This window comes from Peribacillus sp. NPDC058002 (assembly GCF_042886655.1).
GTDB classification, from domain to species: domain Bacteria; phylum Bacillota; class Bacilli; order Bacillales; family DSM-1321; genus Peribacillus; species Peribacillus aracenensis.
The window spans coordinates 1-22,828 of the sequence record NZ_JBHVQU010000014.1 but is presented as its reverse complement, the minus strand read 5'-3'; the positions used below and the strand labels follow the sequence as shown (position 1 = coordinate 22,828).

Annotated in this window: 20 protein-coding genes; 15 read left to right on the top strand and 5 right to left on the bottom strand. The window is 42.4% G+C overall.

Annotated elements, in window-relative coordinates:
- Nucleotides 1-4 precede the first annotated feature (4 nt).
- From ACFVSH_RS05010 to ACFVSH_RS04960, 11 genes are all read left to right on the top strand, one after another.
- Nucleotides 5-1,699 carry a methyl-accepting chemotaxis protein gene (locus ACFVSH_RS05010; protein WP_387604683.1) on the top strand — a complete coding sequence of 565 codons (1,695 nt, stop codon included), beginning with the start codon at nt 5-7 and terminating at the stop codon, nt 1,697-1,699.
- Nucleotides 1,700-2,253: 554 nt separating this feature from the next.
- A complete protein-coding gene (locus ACFVSH_RS05005; protein ID WP_034304915.1) occupies nt 2,254-2,454 on the top strand; it encodes a cold-shock protein in 201 nt (66 codons plus the stop codon).
- A gap of 536 nt (nt 2,455-2,990) precedes the next feature.
- Entirely contained in the window at nt 2,991-3,362 is a 372-nt protein-coding gene (locus ACFVSH_RS05000; RefSeq protein ID WP_387604685.1) for an ArsR/SmtB family transcription factor, read from the top strand.
- On the top strand, nt 3,355-5,478 hold the full coding sequence (locus ACFVSH_RS04995) for a heavy metal translocating P-type ATPase (RefSeq protein WP_387604687.1): 2,124 nt from the start codon (nt 3,355-3,357) through the stop codon (nt 5,476-5,478). The genes ACFVSH_RS05000 and ACFVSH_RS04995 overlap by 8 nt, the downstream gene beginning before the upstream one ends.
- A gap of 272 nt (nt 5,479-5,750) precedes the next feature.
- Entirely contained in the window at nt 5,751-7,016 is a 1,266-nt protein-coding gene (gene hflX / locus ACFVSH_RS04990) for a GTPase HflX (protein WP_387705118.1), read from the top strand.
- A gap of 705 nt (nt 7,017-7,721) precedes the next feature.
- Entirely contained in the window at nt 7,722-9,083 is a 1,362-nt protein-coding gene (locus tag ACFVSH_RS04985; protein ID WP_387705136.1) for an NAD(P)-dependent oxidoreductase, read from the top strand.
- 23 nt (nt 9,084-9,106) lie between these two features.
- Nucleotides 9,107-10,393 (top strand): NAD-dependent dihydropyrimidine dehydrogenase subunit PreA, encoded by a 1,287-nt coding sequence (gene preA / locus ACFVSH_RS04980; protein WP_387604691.1) that lies wholly within the window; start codon nt 9,107-9,109, stop codon nt 10,391-10,393.
- 14 nt (nt 10,394-10,407) lie between these two features.
- Nucleotides 10,408-11,826, top strand: coding sequence for a dihydropyrimidinase (hydA, locus tag ACFVSH_RS04975; RefSeq protein ID WP_387705116.1), 1,419 nt, complete (start codon nt 10,408-10,410; stop codon nt 11,824-11,826).
- Nucleotides 11,827-11,868: 42 nt separating this feature from the next.
- Nucleotides 11,869-13,353: an NCS1 family transporter gene (locus tag ACFVSH_RS04970; RefSeq protein ID WP_387604695.1), complete on the top strand. Its 1,485-nt coding sequence runs from the start codon at nt 11,869-11,871 to the stop codon at nt 13,351-13,353.
- Nucleotides 13,354-13,369: 16 nt separating this feature from the next.
- Complete coding sequence (locus tag ACFVSH_RS04965; RefSeq protein ID WP_192207481.1) at nt 13,370-13,585, top strand: hypothetical protein; 216 nt, start codon at nt 13,370-13,372, stop codon at nt 13,583-13,585.
- A gap of 166 nt (nt 13,586-13,751) precedes the next feature.
- A complete protein-coding gene (locus ACFVSH_RS04960; protein WP_387604697.1) occupies nt 13,752-15,386 on the top strand; it encodes a PucR family transcriptional regulator in 1,635 nt (544 codons plus the stop codon).
- 126 nt (nt 15,387-15,512) lie between these two features.
- Here ACFVSH_RS04960 and yhfH (ACFVSH_RS04955) read toward each other — a convergent pair whose 3' ends face one another.
- Genes yhfH (ACFVSH_RS04955) through yhfH (ACFVSH_RS04935) form a run of 5 tightly spaced genes read right to left on the bottom strand, consistent with a single transcriptional unit; the run spans nt 15,513 to nt 16,332 of the window.
- The gene (gene yhfH / locus ACFVSH_RS04955) at nt 15,513-15,653 is read right to left on the bottom strand and encodes a protein YhfH (protein WP_098371755.1); all 141 of its coding nucleotides are present in this window, start codon (nt 15,651-15,653) and stop codon (nt 15,513-15,515) included.
- A gap of 29 nt (nt 15,654-15,682) precedes the next feature.
- Nucleotides 15,683-15,820: a protein YhfH gene (yhfH, locus tag ACFVSH_RS04950; RefSeq protein WP_192207483.1), complete on the bottom strand. Its 138-nt coding sequence runs from the start codon at nt 15,818-15,820 to the stop codon at nt 15,683-15,685.
- Between the two features lie 29 nt (nt 15,821-15,849).
- Complete coding sequence (yhfH, locus tag ACFVSH_RS04945) at nt 15,850-15,987, bottom strand: protein YhfH (protein WP_076372630.1); 138 nt, start codon at nt 15,985-15,987, stop codon at nt 15,850-15,852.
- A gap of 29 nt (nt 15,988-16,016) precedes the next feature.
- Entirely contained in the window at nt 16,017-16,154 is a 138-nt protein-coding gene (gene yhfH, locus ACFVSH_RS04940; protein WP_098372156.1) for a protein YhfH, read from the bottom strand.
- 43 nt (nt 16,155-16,197) lie between these two features.
- Complete coding sequence (yhfH, locus tag ACFVSH_RS04935; protein WP_098372155.1) at nt 16,198-16,332, bottom strand: protein YhfH; 135 nt, start codon at nt 16,330-16,332, stop codon at nt 16,198-16,200.
- A gap of 511 nt (nt 16,333-16,843) precedes the next feature.
- Between yhfH (ACFVSH_RS04935) and ACFVSH_RS04930 the strand changes: the two genes are divergently transcribed.
- The 4 genes from ACFVSH_RS04930 (at nt 16,844) to ACFVSH_RS04915 (ending at nt 22,428) form a co-directional block, all read left to right on the top strand.
- Nucleotides 16,844-17,734, top strand: a complete 891-nt coding sequence (locus ACFVSH_RS04930) for a diacylglycerol/lipid kinase family protein (RefSeq protein ID WP_387705113.1) — start codon at nt 16,844-16,846, stop codon at nt 17,732-17,734.
- A 464-nt stretch (nt 17,735-18,198) separates the two neighbouring features.
- Nucleotides 18,199-20,232, top strand: coding sequence for a Na+/H+ antiporter (locus tag ACFVSH_RS04925; RefSeq protein ID WP_260287627.1), 2,034 nt, complete (start codon nt 18,199-18,201; stop codon nt 20,230-20,232).
- A 121-nt stretch (nt 20,233-20,353) separates the two neighbouring features.
- Nucleotides 20,354-20,878 carry a GNAT family N-acetyltransferase gene (locus ACFVSH_RS04920; RefSeq protein ID WP_387705111.1) on the top strand — a complete coding sequence of 175 codons (525 nt, stop codon included), beginning with the start codon at nt 20,354-20,356 and terminating at the stop codon, nt 20,876-20,878.
- Between the two features lie 164 nt (nt 20,879-21,042).
- Nucleotides 21,043-22,428, top strand: a complete 1,386-nt coding sequence (locus ACFVSH_RS04915) for a protoporphyrinogen oxidase (protein WP_387604706.1) — start codon at nt 21,043-21,045, stop codon at nt 22,426-22,428.
- Nucleotides 22,429-22,828: the final 400 nt, after the last annotated feature.

The window sequence follows — 22,828 nt, the reverse complement described above, 5'->3', positions numbered from 1 at the left end:
CGAAATGAGATTTTCAAAGCTTAATCCTAATAAATCTTTGCTGGCAAAACTATTCTTGTTTTATATTATTCCTTTCGTACTTTTCGCAGGGGCCATGGGCCTTTGCTTTTCCTATATTACTAATAAAATGATCAATGAGAATGTCCTTCCTCAATTCGATGAACGCCTTTCTGAAAATGCCCACAGTTTAGCAGCGAGCCTCAATCCCACTTTGATAAACAAAGCTTCCGAACGGGGCGAAGAGATTAGGCGGAAACTAGATGCCTTTGTTGAAGATAAAAAGGGAATTGAATATGTTTATGTGCTGAAACGGGAGAATGATGCCGACATGATTGCAGCCCTGAACGGCAGCGAGGACTACATGGTGGAGTCCCCTTTCACTCCGGAACAGGCAAAGTCGATAAATGGGGACGAAGACGTATTAAGTGAAATATATAAAGATAAGTGGGGTACACACAAATCGTACTTTACGCCAATCAAAGGGACGGACGCGATTGTCGGAATCGATATGGATGCAAAATTCATCGATGAATTGAAAAGCACAATGATATTCTATAATATCTTATTTCTTGCAAGTGCCATTATATTAGGTGTGTTATGCGCAGTTATCATCGGGAAAAAGATCTCGGGACCCGTCAATGAACTTGTTGGTTACACGAATGAAATGGCAAAAGGGGACTTAAGTAAATCGATTCCCGTTGGTAGACAGGATGAGATTGGCGATCTTTCAAATGGATTCGAAGATATGAGATTAAGTTTGGCCTATATTATCAAGAATGTCCGTGAACACGCTCAAACGATGAATCAAACGACAGTGTCCATTCAGCAATCATTTGAAGAGATGGTGGAATCCTATGGCCAGATAGTGACGGGGACAACGGAAGAAGCAAAAGCTTCAGAAGAACGTGCCCATCATATTGACCGAATTTCCAATATGATCAGTGACTTAACGGATACAATCCGTTTAATGAATGAACAAACGAATGAAATGAATGAATTTACCTTGCATACGAATAAACTTGCTGAACAAGGAAGTAAACAAGTTCAAGATGTAACGAGCCAGATGGATAAGATCATGGAAAACGGCCAAGCGACTAAAGCCAATTTGGTGAGCCTGGAAGAGGATGTAGTGAAGATAAATGAGGTGATTGGCTTAATAAGGGTGATTGCTTCTCAAACGAACCTGCTATCCCTGAATGCTTCCATTGAAGCGGCACGGGCGGGTGATGCCGGCAGAGGTTTTGCCGTAGTGGCTCAAGAGGTGCAAAAATTGGCTGTGCAAACAGATGAATCCATCGATATCATTTCAGAATCCATCATTCGGATTAATGAACAAACAGCCAAAGTCATCCAAAATAATGATGAAAGTTTTCAGGATATAGTAAATGGTGTTTCCTTAGTGGAAAACAATGGCGAGATTTTCAATAAGATATTTGAATCCGTAGAGAAATTGCTGAAAGGCACGGAACGATTAGCTGTCCATTCGAAAAAAATCAATGAGTCTTCGGATGAAAGCCTGGCATCCATTCAGGAAATTGCAGCGATTTCTGAAGAAGGAGTCGCAACGACGGAGCAAATCTCGGCAGCTGCCATTCAACAAAACACCATAATGACTGGATTGAAGGAACAAAATGAAGATTTAGCAAAAGAATCGGCCATTTTAGAAGAAATGGTAGAAAAGTTCATTACCGAAAAATAATATTCGATGTGAACATTTACAAAAACCTCTCTTAACTTTTAAACATAATTGATTGGAGCGGGTGTACGAGACTCCTTCGGGAAAAGCAGGTCCAAGGAAGAACCCACAGGCGCTAAGAGACCCGAGGAGGCTTCCGGACCGCCCGCGGAAAGCTAGTACCTGGAAGGTAAATCAACGTTCCGCTTTACACCTCCTCAAAAAAATGTAGGCAATGATAAATAACATCAAGTTTGTCTACAGTTTGAAACCTCTTTAACTTTGTAAACGAGAGGTTTTTGTTTGGACGAATGCGTGTGGCAGGTCATGAAGCCATTACCTGAATAGATAGAGCCCATTGGTTAATGCTTGATTATAAATGAATTTAAAGAGTATTAAAAATTCTGGAAAAAAGTTTCCCCAAACTATTTGCAATCGCTACCATTTAATGTTATGCTTAGTCTTAATTATTTTTGTTCGGTACTAAGGATACTAAAAGTACTACTTTTCGTTTTCGATGATGACTTAGAGCAAGGATAGTAATACATTGTGCTTAGATGCACTAGGAGGCAACAACAATGGAACAAGGTAAAGTAAAATGGTTTAACGCAGAAAAAGGTTTTGGATTCATCGAACGCGAAAACGGAGACGACGTATTCGTACATTTCTCAGCTATCCAAAGCGAAGGTTTCAAATCTTTAGACGAAGGTCAAGAAGTTACTTTTGAAGTAGAACAAGGTCAACGCGGACCTCAAGCTTCTAACGTTCAAAAAGCATAATTTCAATAACAAAAAAAGACAGATCCTTGTTATAGGGTCTGTCTTTTTTTGTTTTGTGAAAATACATGACAAAAAACCCTGCTCAACGATGAGCAGGGTAAATGGTACAAGTAAAGTAAAACGCTTAAAAAGGTTTGACTAAGTATATCATAGTTTTTCTAAAAAATACTAAATTAAATATATTATACTTATCAAGGCATCAATAGGAAATTATTAAAATCATTGGATTGAAGGGACGCGAAGGGATTTATGTCCCTTCTTTTTTTTCGCCTGAAGAATAGAGGTTTCGGTTCAGGAGATTCATGGAGACCCTGAAAAGAGGACAGCCTGCACTTTGTGTTCAGCAAAATTCCAGGGGAGCGGTTGAGAAGTGAAACAAAAAACGATGGCTCACATATAAAGACATATAGGTGCTTTCACTAAGCCGCTTTTGAGGAAGGAGAAAAGGCTCTTGAACAATCAAATATAGATTTGAATGTTCAGGTAATTATGTTATATTATAATCAAACGCAGATTTGAATGAGAGGTGTGAGAAGATGACGGAACTGAAAGATATATGTGATGTCCACCTGCATGATGAAGTGAAGGTTAATCGCATTCAAGAGGAAATGAACCAGGTGGATTTATCCAGCATGTCGAAGCTGTTTAAGGTTATAGGCGATGAGAATAGGGCAAAGATAGCTTATGCGCTCTGTAAGGACGAGGAATTGTGTGTGTGCGATCTGGCCAATATCATTGGTGCTTCGATGGCGACTACGTCCCATCATCTTCGTACGCTTTATAAACACGCAATCGTAAAATACCGAAAAGAAGGAAAGTTGGCTTTTTATTCTTTGGATGATCATCATATAAGGCAGTTAATTCTCATTGCATTAGAACATCAGCAGGAGGTAAGGGTCGATGGCTGAGTCCACATTAAAAACATATCGTATCCAAGGTCTATCTTGCACGAATTGTGCAGCTAAATTTGAGAACAATGTCCGTGAACTAGAAGGTGTGGAGGATGCCAAAATCAACTTTGGTGCCTCGAAGATTTCTGTACAGGGCAGTGCGACTCTCGAAGAGATTGAAAAGGCGGGTTCTTTTGATAACCTGAGAATCCGCGGTGAACAGGAACAGGTGAAACAAAAGGAACCATTTTGGAAGCAAAAAGAAAATATAAAAGTGGTGTTCTCGGTTATCCTTTTGCTGATCAGCTGGATTTTGGATAATCGATATGCTGATGGAAGCATCGTGCCGGTAATCGGTTATGCGGCTGCAATCATAGTTGGGGGATATTCATTATTTATCAATGGATTGAAGAATCTTGTCAGGCTTCGCTTTGATATGCACACCCTTATGACGGTTGCCATCATCGGGGCGGCCGTGCTTGGTGAATGGGGCGAAGGGGCGACTGTCGTCATCCTCTTTGCGATAAGTGAAGCACTGGAAAAATATTCGATGGATAAAGCCCGTAATTCGATAGAATCATTAATGAACATCGCACCTAAAGAAGCCTTGATCCGTAGGGGGCATCACGAAATGATGGTTGCTGTTGATGAGATTGAAGTGGGCGACATCATGATCGTTAAGCCGGGTCAAAAGCTTGCCATGGATGGCAGGATCATGAAAGGTGCCTCGACACTTAATCAAGCAGCCATTACTGGGGAATCTGAGCCGGTTTTTAAAACGGTTGAGGGTGAAGTGTTTGCCGGAACCTTAAATGGTGAAGGGTTGCTCGAAGTGGAGGTCACGAAGCGAGTCGAGGATACGACGATTGCAAAAATCATCCACCTGGTTGAAGAAGCACAGGCTGAAAAGGCACCTTCCCAAGCCTTCGTGGATAAATTCGCAAAATTCTATACGCCGGCCATAATGCTCATTGCCTTGGCCATTGCCGTGTTGCCCCCGATTGTGATGAGCGGGGATTGGAGTGAATGGATTTACCGGGGGCTAGCTGTACTTGTTGTCGGTTGTCCGTGTGCTTTGGTCATTTCTACGCCCATCGCCATTGTGACAGCTATCGGAAATGCTGCGAAACATGGTGTGCTGATTAAAGGCGGGGTCCATTTGGAGGAAGCGGGAGCCTTAAAGGCGATTGCGTTTGACAAAACGGGTACTTTAACAAAGGGCATACCTGAAGTGACTGATTTCACAGTGTTATCTGCTGAGTTGAATGAACAGGATGTGCTGGCTATCGCTGCTGCTTTAGAAAGCAGATCACAGCACCCGCTTGCCACGGCCATTCTCCAAAAGGCGGAAGACCACGATGTGGACTATCATTCTTTATTGGTAGAGGATTTTACTGCAATTACCGGTAAAGGTATAAAGGGGAAAATCAATCAAGGAATCTATTACATTGGTAAACCCCACCTTTTTGAAGAAGAGGCAGGTTTAGGCTTCTCTGATGATGTGCTTAAATTAATCAGCGGCTTTCAAAATACAGGGAAAACGGTGATGGTGCTCGGCGATCAAGTGAAGATCTTGGCGCTCATCGCGGTGTCTGATGAAATAAGGGAAAGCAGTAAGGAAGCAATTCGGAAACTGCATGCATTGGGCATTGAAAAAACGATCATGCTGACCGGGGATAATATCGGAACAGCTAAAGCTATCGGGGCGGCAGCTGGCGTTCATGAGATTGAGGCGGAGCTATTGCCACAAGATAAATTGACCATCATCAAACGATGGAAACAAAAATATGATCGAGTGGCCATGGTAGGCGATGGCGTTAATGATGCTCCGGCCTTGGCAGCTTCCACGGTAGGAATCGCAATGGGCGGGGCGGGTACAGATACGGCCCTTGAAACGGCCGATATTGCCTTAATGGGTGATGACTTATCGAAGCTGCCTTATACAATCAGCTTAAGCCGTAAAACATTAAAAATCATTAAGCAGAACATCACGTTTTCATTGGTGATTAAAATCCTGGCCTTATTATTGATAGCGCCGGGCTGGTTAACACTTTGGATGGCGGTTTTTGCCGACATGGGTGCGACGTTATTAGTTACATTGAATAGTCTTAGGTTATTGAGAATAAAGGAATAGAGTAATATGGGCTCCCTGGTGCATCTTAAGGTGAACCAGGGAGCTTTTATTTAGGGGCTTTCCAATTGTTTCATGTGAAACTTGAAAAAAGTGATCGGTCCGGTTATTTTTTTGGTGAATTTTCTTTTATAGTAAAAGGAAGTCCGATAAACTTGTGCAGCGAACGTTATGCAAGTAATGTCTGGTGTGCTACAATGTGGCTGGCTTTTAGGCAGTAGGATAGGTTTGTTTAAGCAATATAGGGAGTAAGGTATGTACGGAAGGGATTTGAAATGATGGAATTACAGCAGAGGGCAATCTTGGTTGGAGTTAATCTCAACGGTCAAAAGGATTTTGAGTATTCAATGGAGGAATTGGCCAATTTAACGGAAGCATGTGAGGTAGAGGTTGCAGCGACCATCACACAAAATTTGCATCGGGTGAACTCGTCACATTTTATCGGTACCGGGAAGATCGAGGAAGTGAAAAATCTCGTTGAGCATAAAGAAGCGAATGTCGTCATTTTTAATGATCAGCTCTCCCCTTCGCAACTTCGTAATCTGGAGAGGGATATGGATTGCAAGGTGATTGACCGAACAATCTTGATTCTGGACATCTTCGCGCATCGGGCGAAAACGAAGGAAGCACAGCTTCAGGTAGAAGTGGCGAAGCTTCAGTATATGCTCCCGCGTCTCGTTGGTCTGAGGGAGTCATTAGGGCGTCAGAGTGGCGGGGTCGGTACAAACAAAGGTGCAGGTGAAAAGCAGTTAGAGCTTGACCGCAGGAGAATCGAGGAAAATATAAGTGTATTGAATAAAGAACTGGAAGCCCTTGTTGCACACCGGCAAACACAGAGGAAACAGCGGAAAAAGAATGCCATCCCTGTCGTATCCTTAGTCGGTTATACCAATGCAGGTAAATCTTCGATCATGAATGCCCTGATTGAGATGTTCCATCCAACAGCCGAGAAGCAGGTGTTTGAGAAGGATATGCTGTTCGCAACGCTTGAGACATCCGTCCGAAACATCCCGCTTCCGGATAAAAAGGAATTTTTATTGACGGATACGGTGGGGTTTGTGTCCAAATTGCCCCATCATCTCGTGAAAGCATTCCGCTCCACATTGGAAGAAGTGGTAGAAGCGGACCTGTTGATCCATGTTGTCGATTTTTCTAATCCTGATCATGAGCATCAAATTGAGATAACGGATAAGACTTTAAATGAGATAGGCATTAAAGGGATTCCAACGATTTTTGCTTATAATAAAGCCGACCTTACCGATTTGGATATCCCTCAGGTGAATCGTGGCTCTGTGTATATGTCAGCAAAAAACAAAGTTGGCATCGAGGAATTGATAGATCAAATTCGCAAGCATATTTTTGTCGACTATACTCACTGTGAAATGCTGATTCCATTTGATCAAGGACAGCTGGTTTCTTATTTCAATGAAAATGGTCACATAACCGAAACAGAATATGAGGCAACCGGATATCGAATAAAGCTTGAGTGCAAGAAAACGGATTATGAGAAATATAAACGGTACGTTATTCATCCGGAATGAACCTGCCTGTTGATAAATTGTTAACGGTTTGTTGATAAGTGGAAAAGTCGATTCTTTAATGTGGATAACTTTTGGTGGAATGCCTCCGTTCTGCACAAACAAAGAGAATAACACCACATAATATGTGAATAAGTTGTGGATAAAGGTGAAAAGACCCCGGAAACCAAGATTTTAGTTTCCGGGCTTTTTTTTATGTGGACAAAGTGTTGATAATTAGGTCTTCAGTACAAACCTTCCGAAGAATATCAATAAGTATGATGAAAAGTATGTTTGAATGTAGAAAAATGACGATGTTTATCGTTTATTGTTAGGAAATATAACATGATTATTACATATTGCATAGCTAGCACATGGAAATGCTTTACACTTTGTATAATGTAACTTACTTTTTAACATTATAAAATAAAGAATACTCAATTCTCTGAGTTATCATCAGGATTTGAGTTTTTAAGATTAGTAGGGGGGCCTTTTGTGTTAGAAGGAAGCAGGGACCGAGGCGTGACCAGTGAAAGAATGATAGAAAATATTAAACAAAACGAGAGAATTTGGCTGGGAAATCGCCATGACTGTTAGTTGAATAATGATGAAAACCATGTTGGCATGCTTTCAATCGTTTGAATATTAGGACAGTAGAGAGAAACGCATGCAATTCCTCCCTTTTTATTTTTCAAAATAAATGTTTGGAAGGAGAAATAGTGAATGAGTATGACGAGCCCGTTAAAAGGTGATCTGGAGATTAACTTTCAGGAAGCGGAGAGGGGGTTATCCCCAAGGGAAGCTTTGGAAGAATCGAATCGATGTTTATACTGCTATGATGCCCCATGCATCCAAGCCTGTCCGACTGGAATAGATATTCCAGGTTTTATTAAGAAGATAGCTTCAGGTAATTTTAAAGGAGCGGCTAAGACCATCATGACAGCCAATCCTGTTGGTGCCAGCTGTGCGCGGGTATGTCCGACTGAGGAGCTATGTGAGGGGGCATGTGTCCTGAACCATTCTACAAAGCCAATCATGATTGGCAATCTCCAGCGTTATTCCACAGATTGGGCCATCCAAAATAAACAAGCCTTATTCAAGGCCGGAAAGAAGAATGGCAAAAAAGTTGCCATTGTTGGAAGCGGTCCGGCGGGTTTGTCTGCAGCAAGGGAGCTAGCCTTGCTTGGCTACAGCGTAACCATTTTCGAAGCTGAAAAGAATTCAGGCGGATTAAATACTTACGGAATTGTATCGTTCCGTTTACCTCAGAGCATTTCTTATTGGGAAGTTGAACAAGTAAAGAGTTTGGATGTTGATATTAAAACGAATACTCGGGTCGGGGTGGATGTTTCCGCAAATCAACTGACTGCCGACTTTGATGCGGTCATTTTAGCGATCGGCATGTCCGATGTTCCTAAGCTTGGAATTGAAGGGGAGGACTTGGCTGACGTTTATGATGCAATCGATTTCGTAAAAGCAACGAAAACAGGGGCAATCACTGATAAATTCATTGGGAAGAAGATGGCGGTAATAGGGGCTGGAAACACGGCGATCGATGCCGCAACCTGTTCTGTACGCCTGGGCGCCGAACAGGTGAGCATTATTTATCGTCGTACCCAAAAGGAAATGACAGCCTATGATTTTGAATATGAGTTTGCCAAACAAGAAGGTATCGGATTCCACTGGCTGACTGCCCCCTCCAGGATACTCTCGGATGAAAGCGGTCAGGTTACGGGCATCGAGTGCGTGAAGATGGTGCTTAGCGAGGCGGGGGAAGATGGCCGGCGCCGTCCAGTCCAAATTACCGGATCAGAGTTCGTCATACCGGTCGATGGGGTCATTCGTGCCATAGGCCAATCCAGGTATGTAGGATTGATTGAACAGTTTGGCATTCAACATGATGATGGGGTCGTAACATTGGAGGGTGATTCCTACAGGACATCCAATGAAAAGATCTTTGCGTGCGGTGACGTGATCTTCGGAAAAGGACAAGGTGAGGCAATGGTTGTTTCAGCTGCCCAGCAAGGGAAGAAGACAGCCTATGAAATTGATTCGATTTTGATGGGCGAAGCGGTGGACATTGCTTTATAACTATAAAAATTAGGAGGCTTATCATGGCTGATTTATCAATTGATCTTGCAGGTATTAAATCTCCCAATCCTTTTTGGCTTGCTTCAGCACCACCTACTAATTCGGGTTATCAAGTCCAGCGAGCATTTGAAGCTGGCTGGGGCGGAGCTGTTTGGAAGACGTTGGGTGATCCCATCCTGAATGTTTCATCGCGTTTTGCAGCGGTCAGCTTTAATGGACAGAGAGTTGCCGGGTTCAACAATATAGAATTGATTACGGATCGACCTCTTGAAGTGAATCTGAAAGAAATATATGAAACGAAGAAGAGATTCCCTGATCATGCAATCATTGCATCGGTGATGGTGGAGCCACAACAGGAAAAGTGGCATGAAATCATCAAACGTATAGAAGATGTAGGGGTCGATGGTTACGAGTTGAACTTTGGTTGCCCGCACGGTATGGCAGAGCGTGGGATGGGAGCTGCTTCGGGACAGGTTCCCGAACTTGTGGAAAAGCAAACTTACTGGGCGAAGGAAGCTGCATCCAAACCCGTCATCGTCAAGCTTACACCCAATATAACTGACATTACGGTTACGGCTGAAGCGGCGGTGCGCGGCGGTGCGGATGCAATAAGCATGATCAATACGATCAACAGCTTGGCGGGAGTGGACATCCATTCATGGAATACGATTCCTCATGTAGGCGGCAAGGGAGCTCACGGAGGGTATTGCGGTCCGGCCGTGAAGCCGATTGCCTTGAATATGGTGGCTGAGTGTGCAAGGAATAAAATGATCAATGTTCCCATTTCCGGAATAGGCGGCATTTCAAATTGGCAGGATACGGTGGAATTTTTATTGATGGGTTCGACTGGAGTTCAAATTTGTACGGCTGCCATGCATCACGGTTTTAGAATAGTAGAAGACTTGATTGATGGCCTGTCCAATTACCTTGATGAAAAAGGGATTTCTTCCGTGATGGATATTGTCGGTAAGTCCGTACCGCGTTATTCCGACTGGGGGAATTTAGATCTCAATTACAAGGTTGTTGCGCGCATTAATAATGATGTGTGCATCAACTGCAATAAATGCCATATTGCGTGTGAAGATACATCTCATCAATGTATAGATATGTTAAAGGACACGTCAGGCGGCTCCTTCTTGAGAGTGCGCGAAGAGGATTGTGTAGGCTGTAACCTTTGCTCGATCGTCTGTCCGGTCGATGGGGCGATCGATATGATCGAATTGACAAATGAATTACCGCCAATGACATGGAATGAACGCCAGTCTTTCCTTGGGGGCATAAGCAGTGAAAGTGTTGATTTCGTAAAATGATGGAGGGATTGAAGATGAAGAAAATCATTAAAAATGGAACGATTGCAACCGCTGCAGATACGTATCAGGCGGATATATTGATTGAAAATGAGAAGATTTCAATGATTGGCAAGGACCTGCCTGCTGAAGGGGCTGAAATCATTGATGCAAGAGGGGCATATATTTTTCCGGGGGGCATTGATCCGCATACCCATCTCGATATGCCGTTCGGAGGGACAACGACGAAGGATGATTATGAAACGGGGACGATAGCTGCTGCATATGGAGGCACGACAACGATCATCGACTTTTGTCTGACCGAAAAAGGGGTGCCGTTAAAGAAAGCAATTGAAACATGGCATGAAAAGGCCAATGAAAAAGCGGCCATAGATTATGGATTTCATTTAATGATCAGTGAGATTAATGATGATGTATTGGCTGAGCTGCCAAGTATCATAGATAATGAAGGGATTTCTTCCTTTAAAGTGTTCATGGCTTACAAGAATGTTTTTCAAGCTGATGATGCCACGCTATACCGCACTTTGTTGCAAGCAAAGGAACTTGGCGCACTTGTCATGGTTCACGCTGAAAATGGTGATGTCATCGATTATCTTACAAAGCAGGCGCTTGCTGAAGGTAACACCGATCCAATTTACCATGCATTGACAAGGCCGCCGGAACTTGAAGGGGAAGCAACTGGACGTGCAGCTAAGCTGACGGAAATGGCAAATGGTCAGCTCTATGTGGTTCATGTCACCTGTGAAGATGCGGTTGAAAAGATCACTGAGGCAAGAAATAAAGGGGTGGATATTTGGGGGGAGACTTGTCCGCAATATTTGGTTCTTGACAAGTCTTATCTTGAAAAGCCCCATTTCGAAGGATCTAAGTATGTATGGTCCCCGCCGTTAAGGGAGAAGAAAAACCAGGAAGTGCTATGGAATGCTTTGAAAACGGGACAGCTGCAAACCATTGGCTCCGATCAATGCTCTTTTGATTTTAAGGGACAGAAGGAACTTGGGCGTGAAGATTTCACGAAAATACCGAACGGTGGCCCAACGATTGAGGACCGCATGAGCATCCTCTTCTCTGAAGGGGTCATGAAAGAGCGTATTACCTTGAATCAATTCGTCGACATGACCTCCACGCGTGCTGCCAAACTATTTGGATTATTCCCTCAGAAAGGGACGATTGCAGTAGGTTCGGATGCTGATATTGTCATTTTTGACCCTAAAGTTGAAAGGGCCATTTCTGCTGATACCCATCATATGGCTGTGGATTATAATGCGTTCGAAGGTATGGAAATTACAGGTGAACCGGTTTCCGTTTTATCGAGAGGTCAATTCGTCATTAAAGACAAACAATTTGTAGGTGAAGCTGGAAAAGGGCAATTCCTGAAACGGGCAAAATATAATGCGGCGCTGAAGCCGGATACCGGGAAAAAGCTTCCAGTCTAACTTCGGTAAGGAAACTTGCAAATTAATCTAGGGGGATTTTCTATGAGTGAGAAGAAGGATTATTTAAAGTCTCCCGATTTGCTGCCTATACCTCATAGTGAGAAAAATATAAGTGCAGCCGGATTTGGTTTCATTTGGGTGGGCATGGCCGTAGTATTGGCCGCCTTCGCAATCGGTGGGAATGGTGTTCAAAGTTTATCCTTAGGCTGGGTCGTTCTTGCAACGGTCATTGCCTGTGTGGTTCTTGGCTTTTTGATGACAATGACAGGGGATATTGGTGTTGAACATGGAATATCATTCCCGGTCTATATGAGGGCGCCGTTCGGTACGATTGGCACCCACATCCCTTCGGTTGTACGGGGTTTTGTAGCGTCATGCTGGTTCGGCCTCAATACTTACTTTGGAGCCACTGCAATGAACGCTATCTTCACAACCCTTTTTGACTTTGATAATTGGTTTATATGCTTTCTCATTTTTGCCGTTTTACAATTGGTCAACACGGCAATGGGAATAAAGTCGATAGAACGATTCGCCGACTTGGCGGCGCCCGTTATCATTTTAATTTCTGGCTGGATGTATTTCACCCTATCCGATCAGGCTGTGGCCAAAGGGAGAGATGTATGGTCCTGGATTGAAAGTCCGGTCACTGGCGGGGCTGCCGCCACGGCCTTCGTGGTCGTCATCATGGCAAATATGGGGTTTTGGGGCACATTGACTGCAGATATGCCCACGCTTTCCCGCTATATTAAGGCACCAAAAAATGAAAAAAATTGGTTCAAGCGCAATAAGGGGCAAATAATTGGGAATATTATCACCTATCCCCTCACGCAGACATTCATGGTGATTATCGGAGCGGTTTCTTATATGGCTGTTTCCAATTATGATCCTGTAGTTGCCGTACAGGGATCAGCAAGTGGAATTGCTCTCGGCGTCCTTTTAATCATGATCGTATTCGCTCAATGGTCGACGAATACTACGGCCAATGTCATTCCCGCGGCTACCATTTTCTCCAATGTCATGGGTCCTAAAATGCCATTCTGGGCGGGAGTCGTTGTGGCGGGAGTTATTGGGATAGTAGTTCAGCCATGGAGCCTTTTCGGCATCATAATAGAAGTTTTATTAATAATAGGTGGAATCCTGGCATCCATTGTCGGCATCCTTGTAGCGGATTACTATTTCCTCCGTAAACGGAGAGTGAATGTACAAGAACTTTATGAGAGTGAAGGCCAGTATAAATACTTGAATGGAGTGAATTGGGCAGGAATCATTTCTTGGGTGATTGGAGGAATAGGTGCGACGATTTTTTCAAATTATTCGTTTATTATTGGCTTACTTCTCGGCGGTGCAAGTTATTATATATTAGCTAAGTATTGGTGGTTCAAGCGATATGAACAAGCTGAAATCATGGATCCCAGCGATGAGAAATATTTAGGGATTTCCGTTGGCAGGGATTGGAAAATTGAAAGAGGTACAGAACTTGAGGAAGAGATGGTTTTTCCGGCTACAACGGGCAAGGAGAACGTATGAAAAGGGGGGAATGGAAATGTCCGAATATCAAGAGTATCTCTTAGAAAGGGAACAAATCGATTTTTTACTTGAAAGAGGATATCGAATTACCCGGGTTTCCGAAAGTTTAAGTGGAGCTTTTCTCGATTTTGAACTGATTGAAGGAACGAAACAGGAATGGAAGCAATTGAACATCAAGACCCCGGAAGGAAGGAAATACTTCTCTACATTGCTTGTCAAAAAATTGCATTGAAATGGTTATGGACCGGGCCTATTCCTCACGAATGGGTCCTTTTTCTTGTACCTGCCCGAGCTTTTTGTAGAATTTTGACGTTAGTTTTTCTAACAAGTGTCTGGAGGTTTAAGGGTTGTCCGTTTATAATAGATTTTAAAGCAGTTTTATAAAAGGATGTGGACGGATGAATACATCGATTACAGTCGAGGAAATTCTAACACGCAAGCATTTTAATCTGACGGATATAATTGCAGGTAGCGGTGGGATAAAGCGTCAAGTGAAGTGGGTACACTGTATGGAAGTCACCCAAATCAGCCATTTGTTAAATGGAAATGAACTGATTTTGACCACAGGTTTAGGGTGGAAGGATTGCGATGACACATTTCTATCCTACTTAAGACAGTTGATTGAATGCGATGCAGCCGGACTCTGTATAGAGGTTGGCGCCGACACCATGGCCGTGCCGCAATGTGCCATTGATCTCGCAAATGAACGGCAATTCCCTATCATCCTATTTCATGAAGAAGTCCCTTTCGTAGAAATCACACAGGATATTCATTCCCTTATCATCAATAAACAATATGAGATGATCTCCAACTTAGAAAACTACTCCCAGCAGTTAAATAAAAATCTCCTCGAAATTGACCATTATGAACCAATTCTAAAATTTCTCCACAGCTATTTAAATGTACAGGTTATTCTTATCTTTAATGAAAATGAAATAGCAGTCATTCCAAAAACCAAGAAAAAAATAACTTTTCAAATGGTAGCGGACATATACGAAGAGAAGCGGAAATTAAATAAAACCGTTCTTGGACAGCCGATTCAAGTGCTCGGTGAAAATTATGCGGAACTGCTCATTTGCAGCAATGACAGAGAGTTGACTGATTTTGATTCTCTGATCTTGGATCGAACGGCTACCGCATTGGCACAGCATCTATTAAGGGAGTTATATATAGAAGAAAAGAAAATGTCGGAAGAAAGTAAATGGCTTACAAATTGGATTGAAGGTGAATATAGTGACGAAGCAATCCGGGAGAGGCTTTCCTATCTTGATCCGAAAATGCAGTTGGATGGCGGAATTGTTTGCATTTGCAAACCACACCCAAAATATAATAAAAGTTCCACAAAATTAGATGGAACCTATTTTAAGATAATGTTTAGAACAGTTTTTGAACAGTACGGATTCCAGATATTTTCCATGGAAATACATCAGCATCTTGTTTTTATTTTAGGTGATAATCGTTCATCTGAAGATTGGAAATCAAGGGTTACAAGCGCGGTGGATCGAATCATGAAAATGGATGTAAGCGGGCGTAATCGCATGGGTCTGCTTTCCATTGGGTTTGGAAAGCATGTTCAAAGGTTAAGTGAGATTTATAAAAGTTATGAAACGGCCCGTGAGACTTTGCTGCTTCAGGATACACTACCAGAGGATAGCAGGAGCTTCTTTTATCAGGACTTACATATGCATCGCATGATTTCGCTCATAAATAAACATGGTAATCTGGAGGAAACGGTGTACGAATATTTAGGTCCGGTCATTGAGTATGACAAGCAAAACAATGGTGAGTTAATGCCTACCTTGAAGACCTATCTTGCTTGTAACGGTTCCAAACAGGAAACATCGAAACAACTATTCATTGTCCGGCAAACACTATATCATAGGCTTGAAAAATTGGAGAAACTGCTAGGTTCAGATTTTATGCGTTCAGATAAGCGTCTAGGCCTTGAATTCATGATTTTTGCATTGGACTTCTTACAATACAGCAGCAGGCAGGTAAGTGGGAAATATGTAGACAAATATATTGGGAGATAAAAAAATAAGAACGGCCGAAGGGTGTCCCGGGGACATCCTTTTTTAATGCAAGGAAAGGAAAGCCAATAAAGGATTAATGCTGACATCAAAATGGCCTAAATAGCTTCTTGATGTCAGCATCTTTTATTAATATTCATCTTTTTTGGAAAGGCAGCGGTCACATTCCAAGAGGTAGGATTCAGCTTGTTCAGTGATATGGGTCCCGCATTCCGAACATTGTTTAGGTGGCAGAGTCCTGAAGAATTCCAATGGGTTTTTAGTTTGCATGATGATTCCTCCTTATGATTTGGTTTAATTTATTCTTCGTGTTTCGAAAGGCAGCGGTCACATTCCATTAAGTAGGATTCGGCTTGTTCAGTGATATGTGTCCCGCACTCCGAACATTGTTTAGGCGGCAGCGTCCTGAAGAATTCCAATGGGTTTTTAGTTTGCATGATGATTCCTCCTTTTTGATTTGGTTTAATCAGTCTTCGCGTTTGGAAAGGCAGTGGTCACATTCCATTAAGTAGGATTCAGCTTGTTCAGTGATATGGGTCCCGCACTCCGAACATTGTTTAGGCGGCAGCGTCCTGAAGAATTCCAGTGGATTTATAGTTTGCATGATGGCTCCTCCTTTTTGATTTGGTTTAATTAGTCTTCACGTTTGGAAAGGCAGCGGTCACATTCCATTAAGTAGGACTCAGCGTGCTCAATAATATGGTCACCGCACTCGGGGCAATGTTTAGCAGGGATATTGTTAAAAAACTCAATGGATTTTTTCATTTGCATGATATTTCCTCCTTTTTAATGGTAGATATATTTTCCGATTGCTTTATTCTTCACGTTTGGAAAGGCAGCGATCGCATTCCATCAGATAGGAATCTGAGTGGTCCACATGTGTTTCACCACACTCCGGGCAATGTTTAAATGAATCGATTATGAATAAATCTGATTGATTTGCTTGCATGTCTCGCTCCTCCTCTTTATAGTACAGTTTTCGTTGTTTGTTTGTTGTTATAATACAGTATATACCCGAATTTGGAAATTGTATAGGTATTTTACAGAAAATTTGAAATTTTTTTCGCGATTAGTGTGGAAACCTTATAGGAAAGCGATTTAACATCCATTTATTTTTGTATTTTTCTTTATGGCAAGTAGGGAATGGAAGAAATAATGCTTTTTATGAAAGGAAAAAACAAAGAGAGAAGCGAAAGGGACAGACAATTTTCAATTGGTTGTGATAGATATAATGTAACAGATGTGGAACAGGAAAGTTCAGTGATCAGTGAATGCCTGTTTCACAGCTATGTAACAAATCAGAGCTTGTTTTAAAATGATGCAAAATTCAAGTGGCAGCGATTATTTGTAAATTACTGGGGGGAATGCTTATTTAACAATCAGAAAAAATGTTCGTGTGGTTTTAGTACATCAGTAAAGAGGTAACTTGCTAATAGAAGTACAATCATGGGAGGTAGCATATGTCGAAAGCGATGATTATCATCAATCCATCTTCAGGTAAGGAAAAGGCAGGGAAGATTTTGCCGAAAGCGGAAAAGGCCCTTGGTGAAATTTATGATGAGATAAGCGTTTGTAAAACGGAAGGAGAGGGGGATGCTACCGATTTTGCTAAGGAGGCTTGTGCAGAAAGGTTCGATGCGGTCATTTCAATGGGTGGGGATGGAACGGTGAATGAGATAGTGAATGGCTTGGGCGAGCAGCATCATCGGCCTATTTTCGGAATCATTCCACTAGGAACCATTAATGATTTCGCGAGATCTTTGGGAATACCTTTGAGTCCGAATGCAGCCATTGAGATATTAAAGGATAGGCATATTAAGGAATCGGACATAGGGAAGATCAATGACCGTTACTTCATGAATGTGTTGGCAGTAGGGGCGATCGCCGAGGCCACCTATAATGTTACCGTTGAACAAAAAACCCGTCTAGGGTCTTTTGCATATTTCATTGAAGGAGCAAAAGCGATCATTAAAAAGACTCCGTTTCCTTTAACGGTTGAACATGATCAGGGAAAATGGATAGGCGAGGCCCATTTACTAATTGCAACAATGACTAACTCTGTCGGCGGTTTCGAACAACTTGCACCAGAGGCGGAAGTGAATGATGGAAAGCTGCACACATTCATCATTAAGGATTTATCTCTTCCTCTCATCGTCAAGATCATTCCCAGTTTAATTAAGGGGGAGATCAAGGGGCATGACGAAGTTGAATATATTAAAACATCCAAGCTCCATTTAGCCACGTCAGAGGAACTGGCAGTCAATATCGATGGCGATGAAGGCATCCTTCTTCCCTTCCAGGCAAACGTACTGCACAAACATCTTCGCCTCTTTGTCCCGGGAACTAAATAAGTTTTTTAGTCAAAGCTTATGTAATGTCTTTTCACAAGGCTGTTTTCGCATACTTTGTTGCTATTTACCAAGTAAAGCGGTGTGGTTGATTTCCCCTCCAGATGCTCACCTGTCCCGCTGCTCCCGCAGGAGTCTCGCACTTCCGCTCCAATCAACCTTAAAGCGTTTTGTTTTAAAAACAACAATCTTTACGAAAAGAGCCTTTCACAAAGACCATTTTCATCCATCATGCGGGAAAAGCTGATTATGGTTAGCCAATCAGCTTTTTTCTGTTTTATGCGTACCCAAGTTTGTTGATAGAGTTGATTTTGAAACATCCAATCACCTCGATCTTCATGATATTCTAACAGGTATCATTATTCAGGAGGATTCTAGGTTAGAATAGTTAATGCATGAATGAATGGGTATAAATATGTTACGCTTATAGTTATGAGAATAGATGAGAGAGGAAGTTTGATGTTTGTATGGAGTTTTTTCTTGTTATATTAGCCCTTCTTATATTGATTGGAATGTCTAATGTAATTAACCATTTTATACCCTTTATACCTGTACCATTAATACAGATAACACTGGGTGTCATATTGGCACTTTTACCCTTGGGAATGCATGTTGAGATGGAGACGGAATTGTTTTTACTGTTATTCATTGCGCCCCTATTGTTCAATGATGGCAAAAATGTACCCCGAACAGCACTATGGAAGTTGAGAGCGCCCATTCTTATGCTTGCACTGGGCCTTGTATTCATAACGGTTTGGGCAGGCGGGTATTTGATTAATTGGATGATCCCTTCGATTCCATTGCCGGCAGCTTTCGCTTTGGCGGCCATTTTGTCACCTACAGATGTTGTGGCAGTGAGCGCTTTGGCGAGTCGGGTCAAGTTACCGAAGAGCATCATGCACCTTCTCGAAGGAGAAGGACTAATGAATGATGCCTCAGGTCTAGTTGCCTTTAAGTTTGCCGTTGCGGCTACAGTCACTGGTGTTTTCTCCTTAGTCGATGCAACCTTCAGTTTCATATGGATTTCAATTGGTGGGTTTGTAGGTGGGGCAATAATTGCTTTCATCATTATCAGGCTTCGTGTAGTTCTTCGCCGTTTAGGGATGGAAGACGTCACGATGCATATGCTGATCCAAATCCTAACTCCTTTTATTATTTTCCTCGCTGTGGAACATTTCCACCTTTCAGGGATTTTGGCAGTCGTGGCGGGGGGAATTGTCCATGCCGTTGAACGAGATCGGGAAATATCACCAACCGTGGAACTTCAGGTCGTTTCAAGAAGTACATGGTCCGTCATTTTATATATATTAAATGGCCTTGTATTCGTCTTGCTTGGCTTGCAAATCCCAAGCGTTGCGAAAATTATCTTTCAAGATCCGGCCTTCAATAATGGACAAGTGATCCTTTATATCGTGGTCATTACACTTTTCCTCTTCGCTTTACGATTCATTTGGCTTACGGCTGCCTGGTCGATTGGCTGGATGATGAAAAAAACAGGCGCCCAAAAACCGGACTTCAAAGCGGCCGGAATCATTACCATTTCCGGTGTTCGCGGAGCCGTAACGTTAGCGGGTTCGTTTTCGATTCCGTATGTGTTGGCGGATGGAAGTCCTTTTCCTGAGCGTTCGTTAATCATTTTCATAGCAGCAGGAGTCATTTTGCTGACCTTGATTGTTGCGAGTGTATTTCTGCCAATCGTGGCAAGGTCCGAAGAAGAGGAAGTGGTGGACAAGCAGGCTGACAAAACGAAAACTGCTGCCATTCACTCACATCAAGCGGCAATTCGGGTGATTGAGTCACAAATGACAGATGAAAACCGGGAAGCGGCTTTATCGATCATTTCGAGGTACTTTACCAAGATCAATGAGTTATCCTATGTAGAACAGGAGAAAGAACCGGCTGCATTAAGGGAAGAAGAGAAAGAACTTCGCTTCAAGGCCCTTGAAGCAGAGCAAAGATTCCTGGATAAGCTCATCAAGGATGAAAAAGTGGACCGGGAGACGGCGTATATATGCAAGGAATACATCCAGCGAATGGAAAGTGCCGTAACAAATCGACTGAAGTTCCGTTTTTTCAGGTCGGTAACGCTTTTCAGAAGAAGTATGCTGAGGGTTTTAAAATTATTTTTCCCTAATAAAAGTGAAATAAGAAAAATCAATCTTAAGAGATTGGAAAAGGTCAGGGATCTTAAAATCAGGATGTATAAAGCTGCGATCCAAGAGATACAGGCCGGAATTACAGCCGATAATCATAAGACATCCTCGATGATCATAGAAGAGTATAAAGTGCTGATTTTAAAATGCAAACGTGAAAATAGAGGCCGGACCCCGAGTAAAATGGCCGATTATGAAAGAGAGCTGTTCTATAAAGGGATCCAGGCAGAACGTGACGACGTGCAGGATATGTTTGAAAAACGAGTAATTTCCCGTGATGTTGCCAACATACTACGCCAGCAAATCAATTTACGGGAAGCACTGACAATCAATGAAAATGCACATTGATTAACTTAAGGAGAGCACTGCCGGTATATTCGGCAGTGCTCCTTCTGGTTTGCGAAGGGAATATCGGGCGGGTCATCGAATCATTAATGTATCCAAAAATTGATGATAGAGGGTGTGTTCAATGAAACAGGACAAGGAAAACGAGACCATCATCTTAACGCCTTATTTACCGGAACATCTTCACCAGCTTTCCCAGTTTTATTTACCGGATACACAAACCCCTTTTTCAGCCCTGCCCGAAGAGTCACTGAAATATTGCCGGGAAGATTGCGACAGGCATCCTATCGTAATATTGGCTGAAGGTATCCCAGTTGGTTTTTTCGTTTTACACATTGGCGAGAACATCACCCCGTTCACCAATGATGAAAAAGCGATATTACTCCGTGGATTTCTTGTTGATCAAAAGCATCAAGGTAAAGGGGTTGCGAAGAAAGCCTTGCAAATCCTTCCGGAATTCGCAAAAATGATTTTTCCTAACAAGGATTCGATCATTCTGACAGTGAATGTCATGAACGTGATTGCAAAATCGCTATATGCGAAGTCGGGGTATCAGGATACAGGGATTCAAAAAGTAGGCAGAAGCGGGTTGATGGAGATAATGGAGTATCGATTAGATACAATGAACAAGGAAGAAGCGAATAGCTAATATTGTTTGATCTCGACTTTTCCAAGAGGAGAGGTCTTTTTTTGTCGAATTTGTTACAGGTGTCATTACAAAACCAATGAATTAGAAGGGCCGCTTTTAATAATGCCGCTGCCTTATGGTACACTTTACTTAATGCAAAATTCGTTAATCGAGGTGTAGTCCTAATGAAAACAGTCGTAGTCGTAGGTGGAGGCATTACCGGTTTATCAACGATGTATTATTTACAAAGAACAGTTAAAGCGAGGAGTCTCTCTGTACGATTGATATTAATAGAAGGAAATGAGGAACTAGGCGGTAAAATAAGGACTGTGCACAATGGTCCATTTAAAATCGAAGCGGGTGCCGATTCGATTGTCGCCAGGAAACAAAATGTAAAACCATTTATTAAGGAATTGAACCTAGAGGATCAAGTTGTTTATAATGCGACGGGAAAGTCCTTCATCCATACAGATGGGATGCTGAAGGGAATTCCAGAGGATGCCCTATTCGGAATACCAATGAGCCTGGAGTCGCTGGCGAAAAGCGATCTGGTTTCTGCCCAAGGGAAGGTTGACGCCTTAAAGGATTTCTATACAAAAAATGAGACGTTTACGAAGAATGACTCAATTGGTTCATTTCTTGAAAGCTTCTTAGGTAAGGAATTGGTGCAAAAGCAGATATCGCCTGTCCTATCGGGTGTTTACTCAGGAAAATTAAATGAATTGACCATTGCCAAAACACTGCCAGAGATGCTGGATTATAAAAATGAATATGGCAGTATAATACGCGGTCTATCGGAAAATAAGCAGAAATACCAAAGCAAGGGAAATAAGAAGTTCCTTTCGTTTAAAAATGGCTTATCAACATTGGTTGACCGAATTGAGGAAAGCCTCGATCTGGTGGAAATTTCAAAAGGGGTCAGCGTGGAAAAAGTCGGAAGAGGAGATGAAGGATATATCATTTCATTGGCAAACGGTGAAACGCTGGAAACGGACTTCATCGTATTGAGTACACCGCATACAGTTGCCCAGAAATTATTGGGTGATCGGGAGTTGGATGAGGACTTCGACGGCTTGATCAATAGTTCGATGATTAGCGTTTATCTTGGATTCGATATCCCGGACAGCAAGCTTCCTAAAGACGGGACAGGTTTCATTGCAGGTGATAATAGTGATTTGATTTGCAATGCATGTACATGGACTAGCCGAAAATGGGAGCATACTTCTGAAAACAGTCAGCTTTTGGTAAGGCTTTTTTATAAAAGCTCTAGTCCGGACTATGAACGCTTACGGTCCCTTACAAACCAGGAATTGATCCAGGTGGCTTTACGCGACATTAAAAACAGTCTAAGCATTTCCGCGGATCCAGTAACGAATGAAGTGACGAAATGGCATGAAAATATGCCGAACTACCATATTAAACATCCACAAATCGTTCAATCGCTGGAGGCGAAAATCTCCGAGAATTACCCCAATGTTTTACTTGCGGGCTGTTCATACAATGGTGTCGGAATACCGGACTGTATTGCTGATGGGGAAAAGAAAGCGCAAGAGATATGTCTGAAGTTGTAAAAGGGGTGCTGCCAGTGGCGGTCTCACACTGTAGACAAACTAGAGGAAAAATATCGTCTACTGTTTTTTTGAGTGTTTGTAAAATGGAACGTTGATTTCCGTTCCAGGCACTCGCTTTCCACGGGCTCCCCTGGACGCGCTTTTCCCGCAGGAGTCTCGTACCTTCCGTACCAATCAACTTTGTTTTAACTTTTAGCGATTATGTAATAGGTACGATTGCAGCACCAGCTATGATAATAATATCTAAGAATTACAATTGAAAACGTGGAAGAATCACGAGAGGTAACTATTTCTATACCCTGCTTTGCTTTATTTCCAATAGTAAATCAGAAAGGACAGCCCTGTTGAAGTGAACCCAAAAAGTTAGACACTTTATTTACTTAGGCAGCCTTGAGGGCAT

Bases quoted from the DNA above. Each gene is read 5' to 3' on its own strand.
- ACFVSH_RS05010 (WP_387604683.1), top strand. From the start codon at position 5: ATGAGATTTTCAAAGCTTAATCCTAATAAATCTTTGCTGGCAAAACTA.
- ACFVSH_RS05005 (WP_034304915.1), top strand. From the start codon at position 2,254: ATGGAACAAGGTAAAGTAAAATGGTTTAACGCAGAAAAAGGTTTTGGA.
- ACFVSH_RS05000 (WP_387604685.1), top strand. From the start codon at position 2,991: ATGACGGAACTGAAAGATATATGTGATGTCCACCTGCATGATGAAGTG.
- ACFVSH_RS04995 (WP_387604687.1), top strand. From the start codon at position 3,355: ATGGCTGAGTCCACATTAAAAACATATCGTATCCAAGGTCTATCTTGC.
- hflX (WP_387705118.1), top strand. From the start codon at position 5,751: ATGATGGAATTACAGCAGAGGGCAATCTTGGTTGGAGTTAATCTCAAC.
- ACFVSH_RS04985 (WP_387705136.1), top strand. From the start codon at position 7,722: ATGACGAGCCCGTTAAAAGGTGATCTGGAGATTAACTTTCAGGAAGCG.
- preA (WP_387604691.1), top strand. From the start codon at position 9,107: ATGGCTGATTTATCAATTGATCTTGCAGGTATTAAATCTCCCAATCCT.
- hydA (WP_387705116.1), top strand. From the start codon at position 10,408: ATGAAGAAAATCATTAAAAATGGAACGATTGCAACCGCTGCAGATACG.
- ACFVSH_RS04970 (WP_387604695.1), top strand. From the start codon at position 11,869: ATGAGTGAGAAGAAGGATTATTTAAAGTCTCCCGATTTGCTGCCTATA.
- ACFVSH_RS04965 (WP_192207481.1), top strand. From the start codon at position 13,370: ATGTCCGAATATCAAGAGTATCTCTTAGAAAGGGAACAAATCGATTTT.
- ACFVSH_RS04960 (WP_387604697.1), top strand. From the start codon at position 13,752: ATGAATACATCGATTACAGTCGAGGAAATTCTAACACGCAAGCATTTT.
- yhfH (WP_098371755.1), bottom strand. From the start codon at position 15,653: ATGCAAACTAAAAACCCATTGGAATTCTTCAGGACTCTGCCACCTAAA.
- yhfH (WP_192207483.1), bottom strand. From the start codon at position 15,820: ATGCAAACTAAAAACCCATTGGAATTCTTCAGGACGCTGCCGCCTAAA.
- yhfH (WP_076372630.1), bottom strand. From the start codon at position 15,987: ATGCAAACTATAAATCCACTGGAATTCTTCAGGACGCTGCCGCCTAAA.
- yhfH (WP_098372156.1), bottom strand. From the start codon at position 16,154: ATGCAAATGAAAAAATCCATTGAGTTTTTTAACAATATCCCTGCTAAA.
- yhfH (WP_098372155.1), bottom strand. From the start codon at position 16,332: ATGCAAGCAAATCAATCAGATTTATTCATAATCGATTCATTTAAACAT.
- ACFVSH_RS04930 (WP_387705113.1), top strand. From the start codon at position 16,844: ATGTCGAAAGCGATGATTATCATCAATCCATCTTCAGGTAAGGAAAAG.
- ACFVSH_RS04925 (WP_260287627.1), top strand. From the start codon at position 18,199: ATGGAGTTTTTTCTTGTTATATTAGCCCTTCTTATATTGATTGGAATG.
- ACFVSH_RS04920 (WP_387705111.1), top strand. From the start codon at position 20,354: ATGAAACAGGACAAGGAAAACGAGACCATCATCTTAACGCCTTATTTA.
- ACFVSH_RS04915 (WP_387604706.1), top strand. From the start codon at position 21,043: ATGAAAACAGTCGTAGTCGTAGGTGGAGGCATTACCGGTTTATCAACG.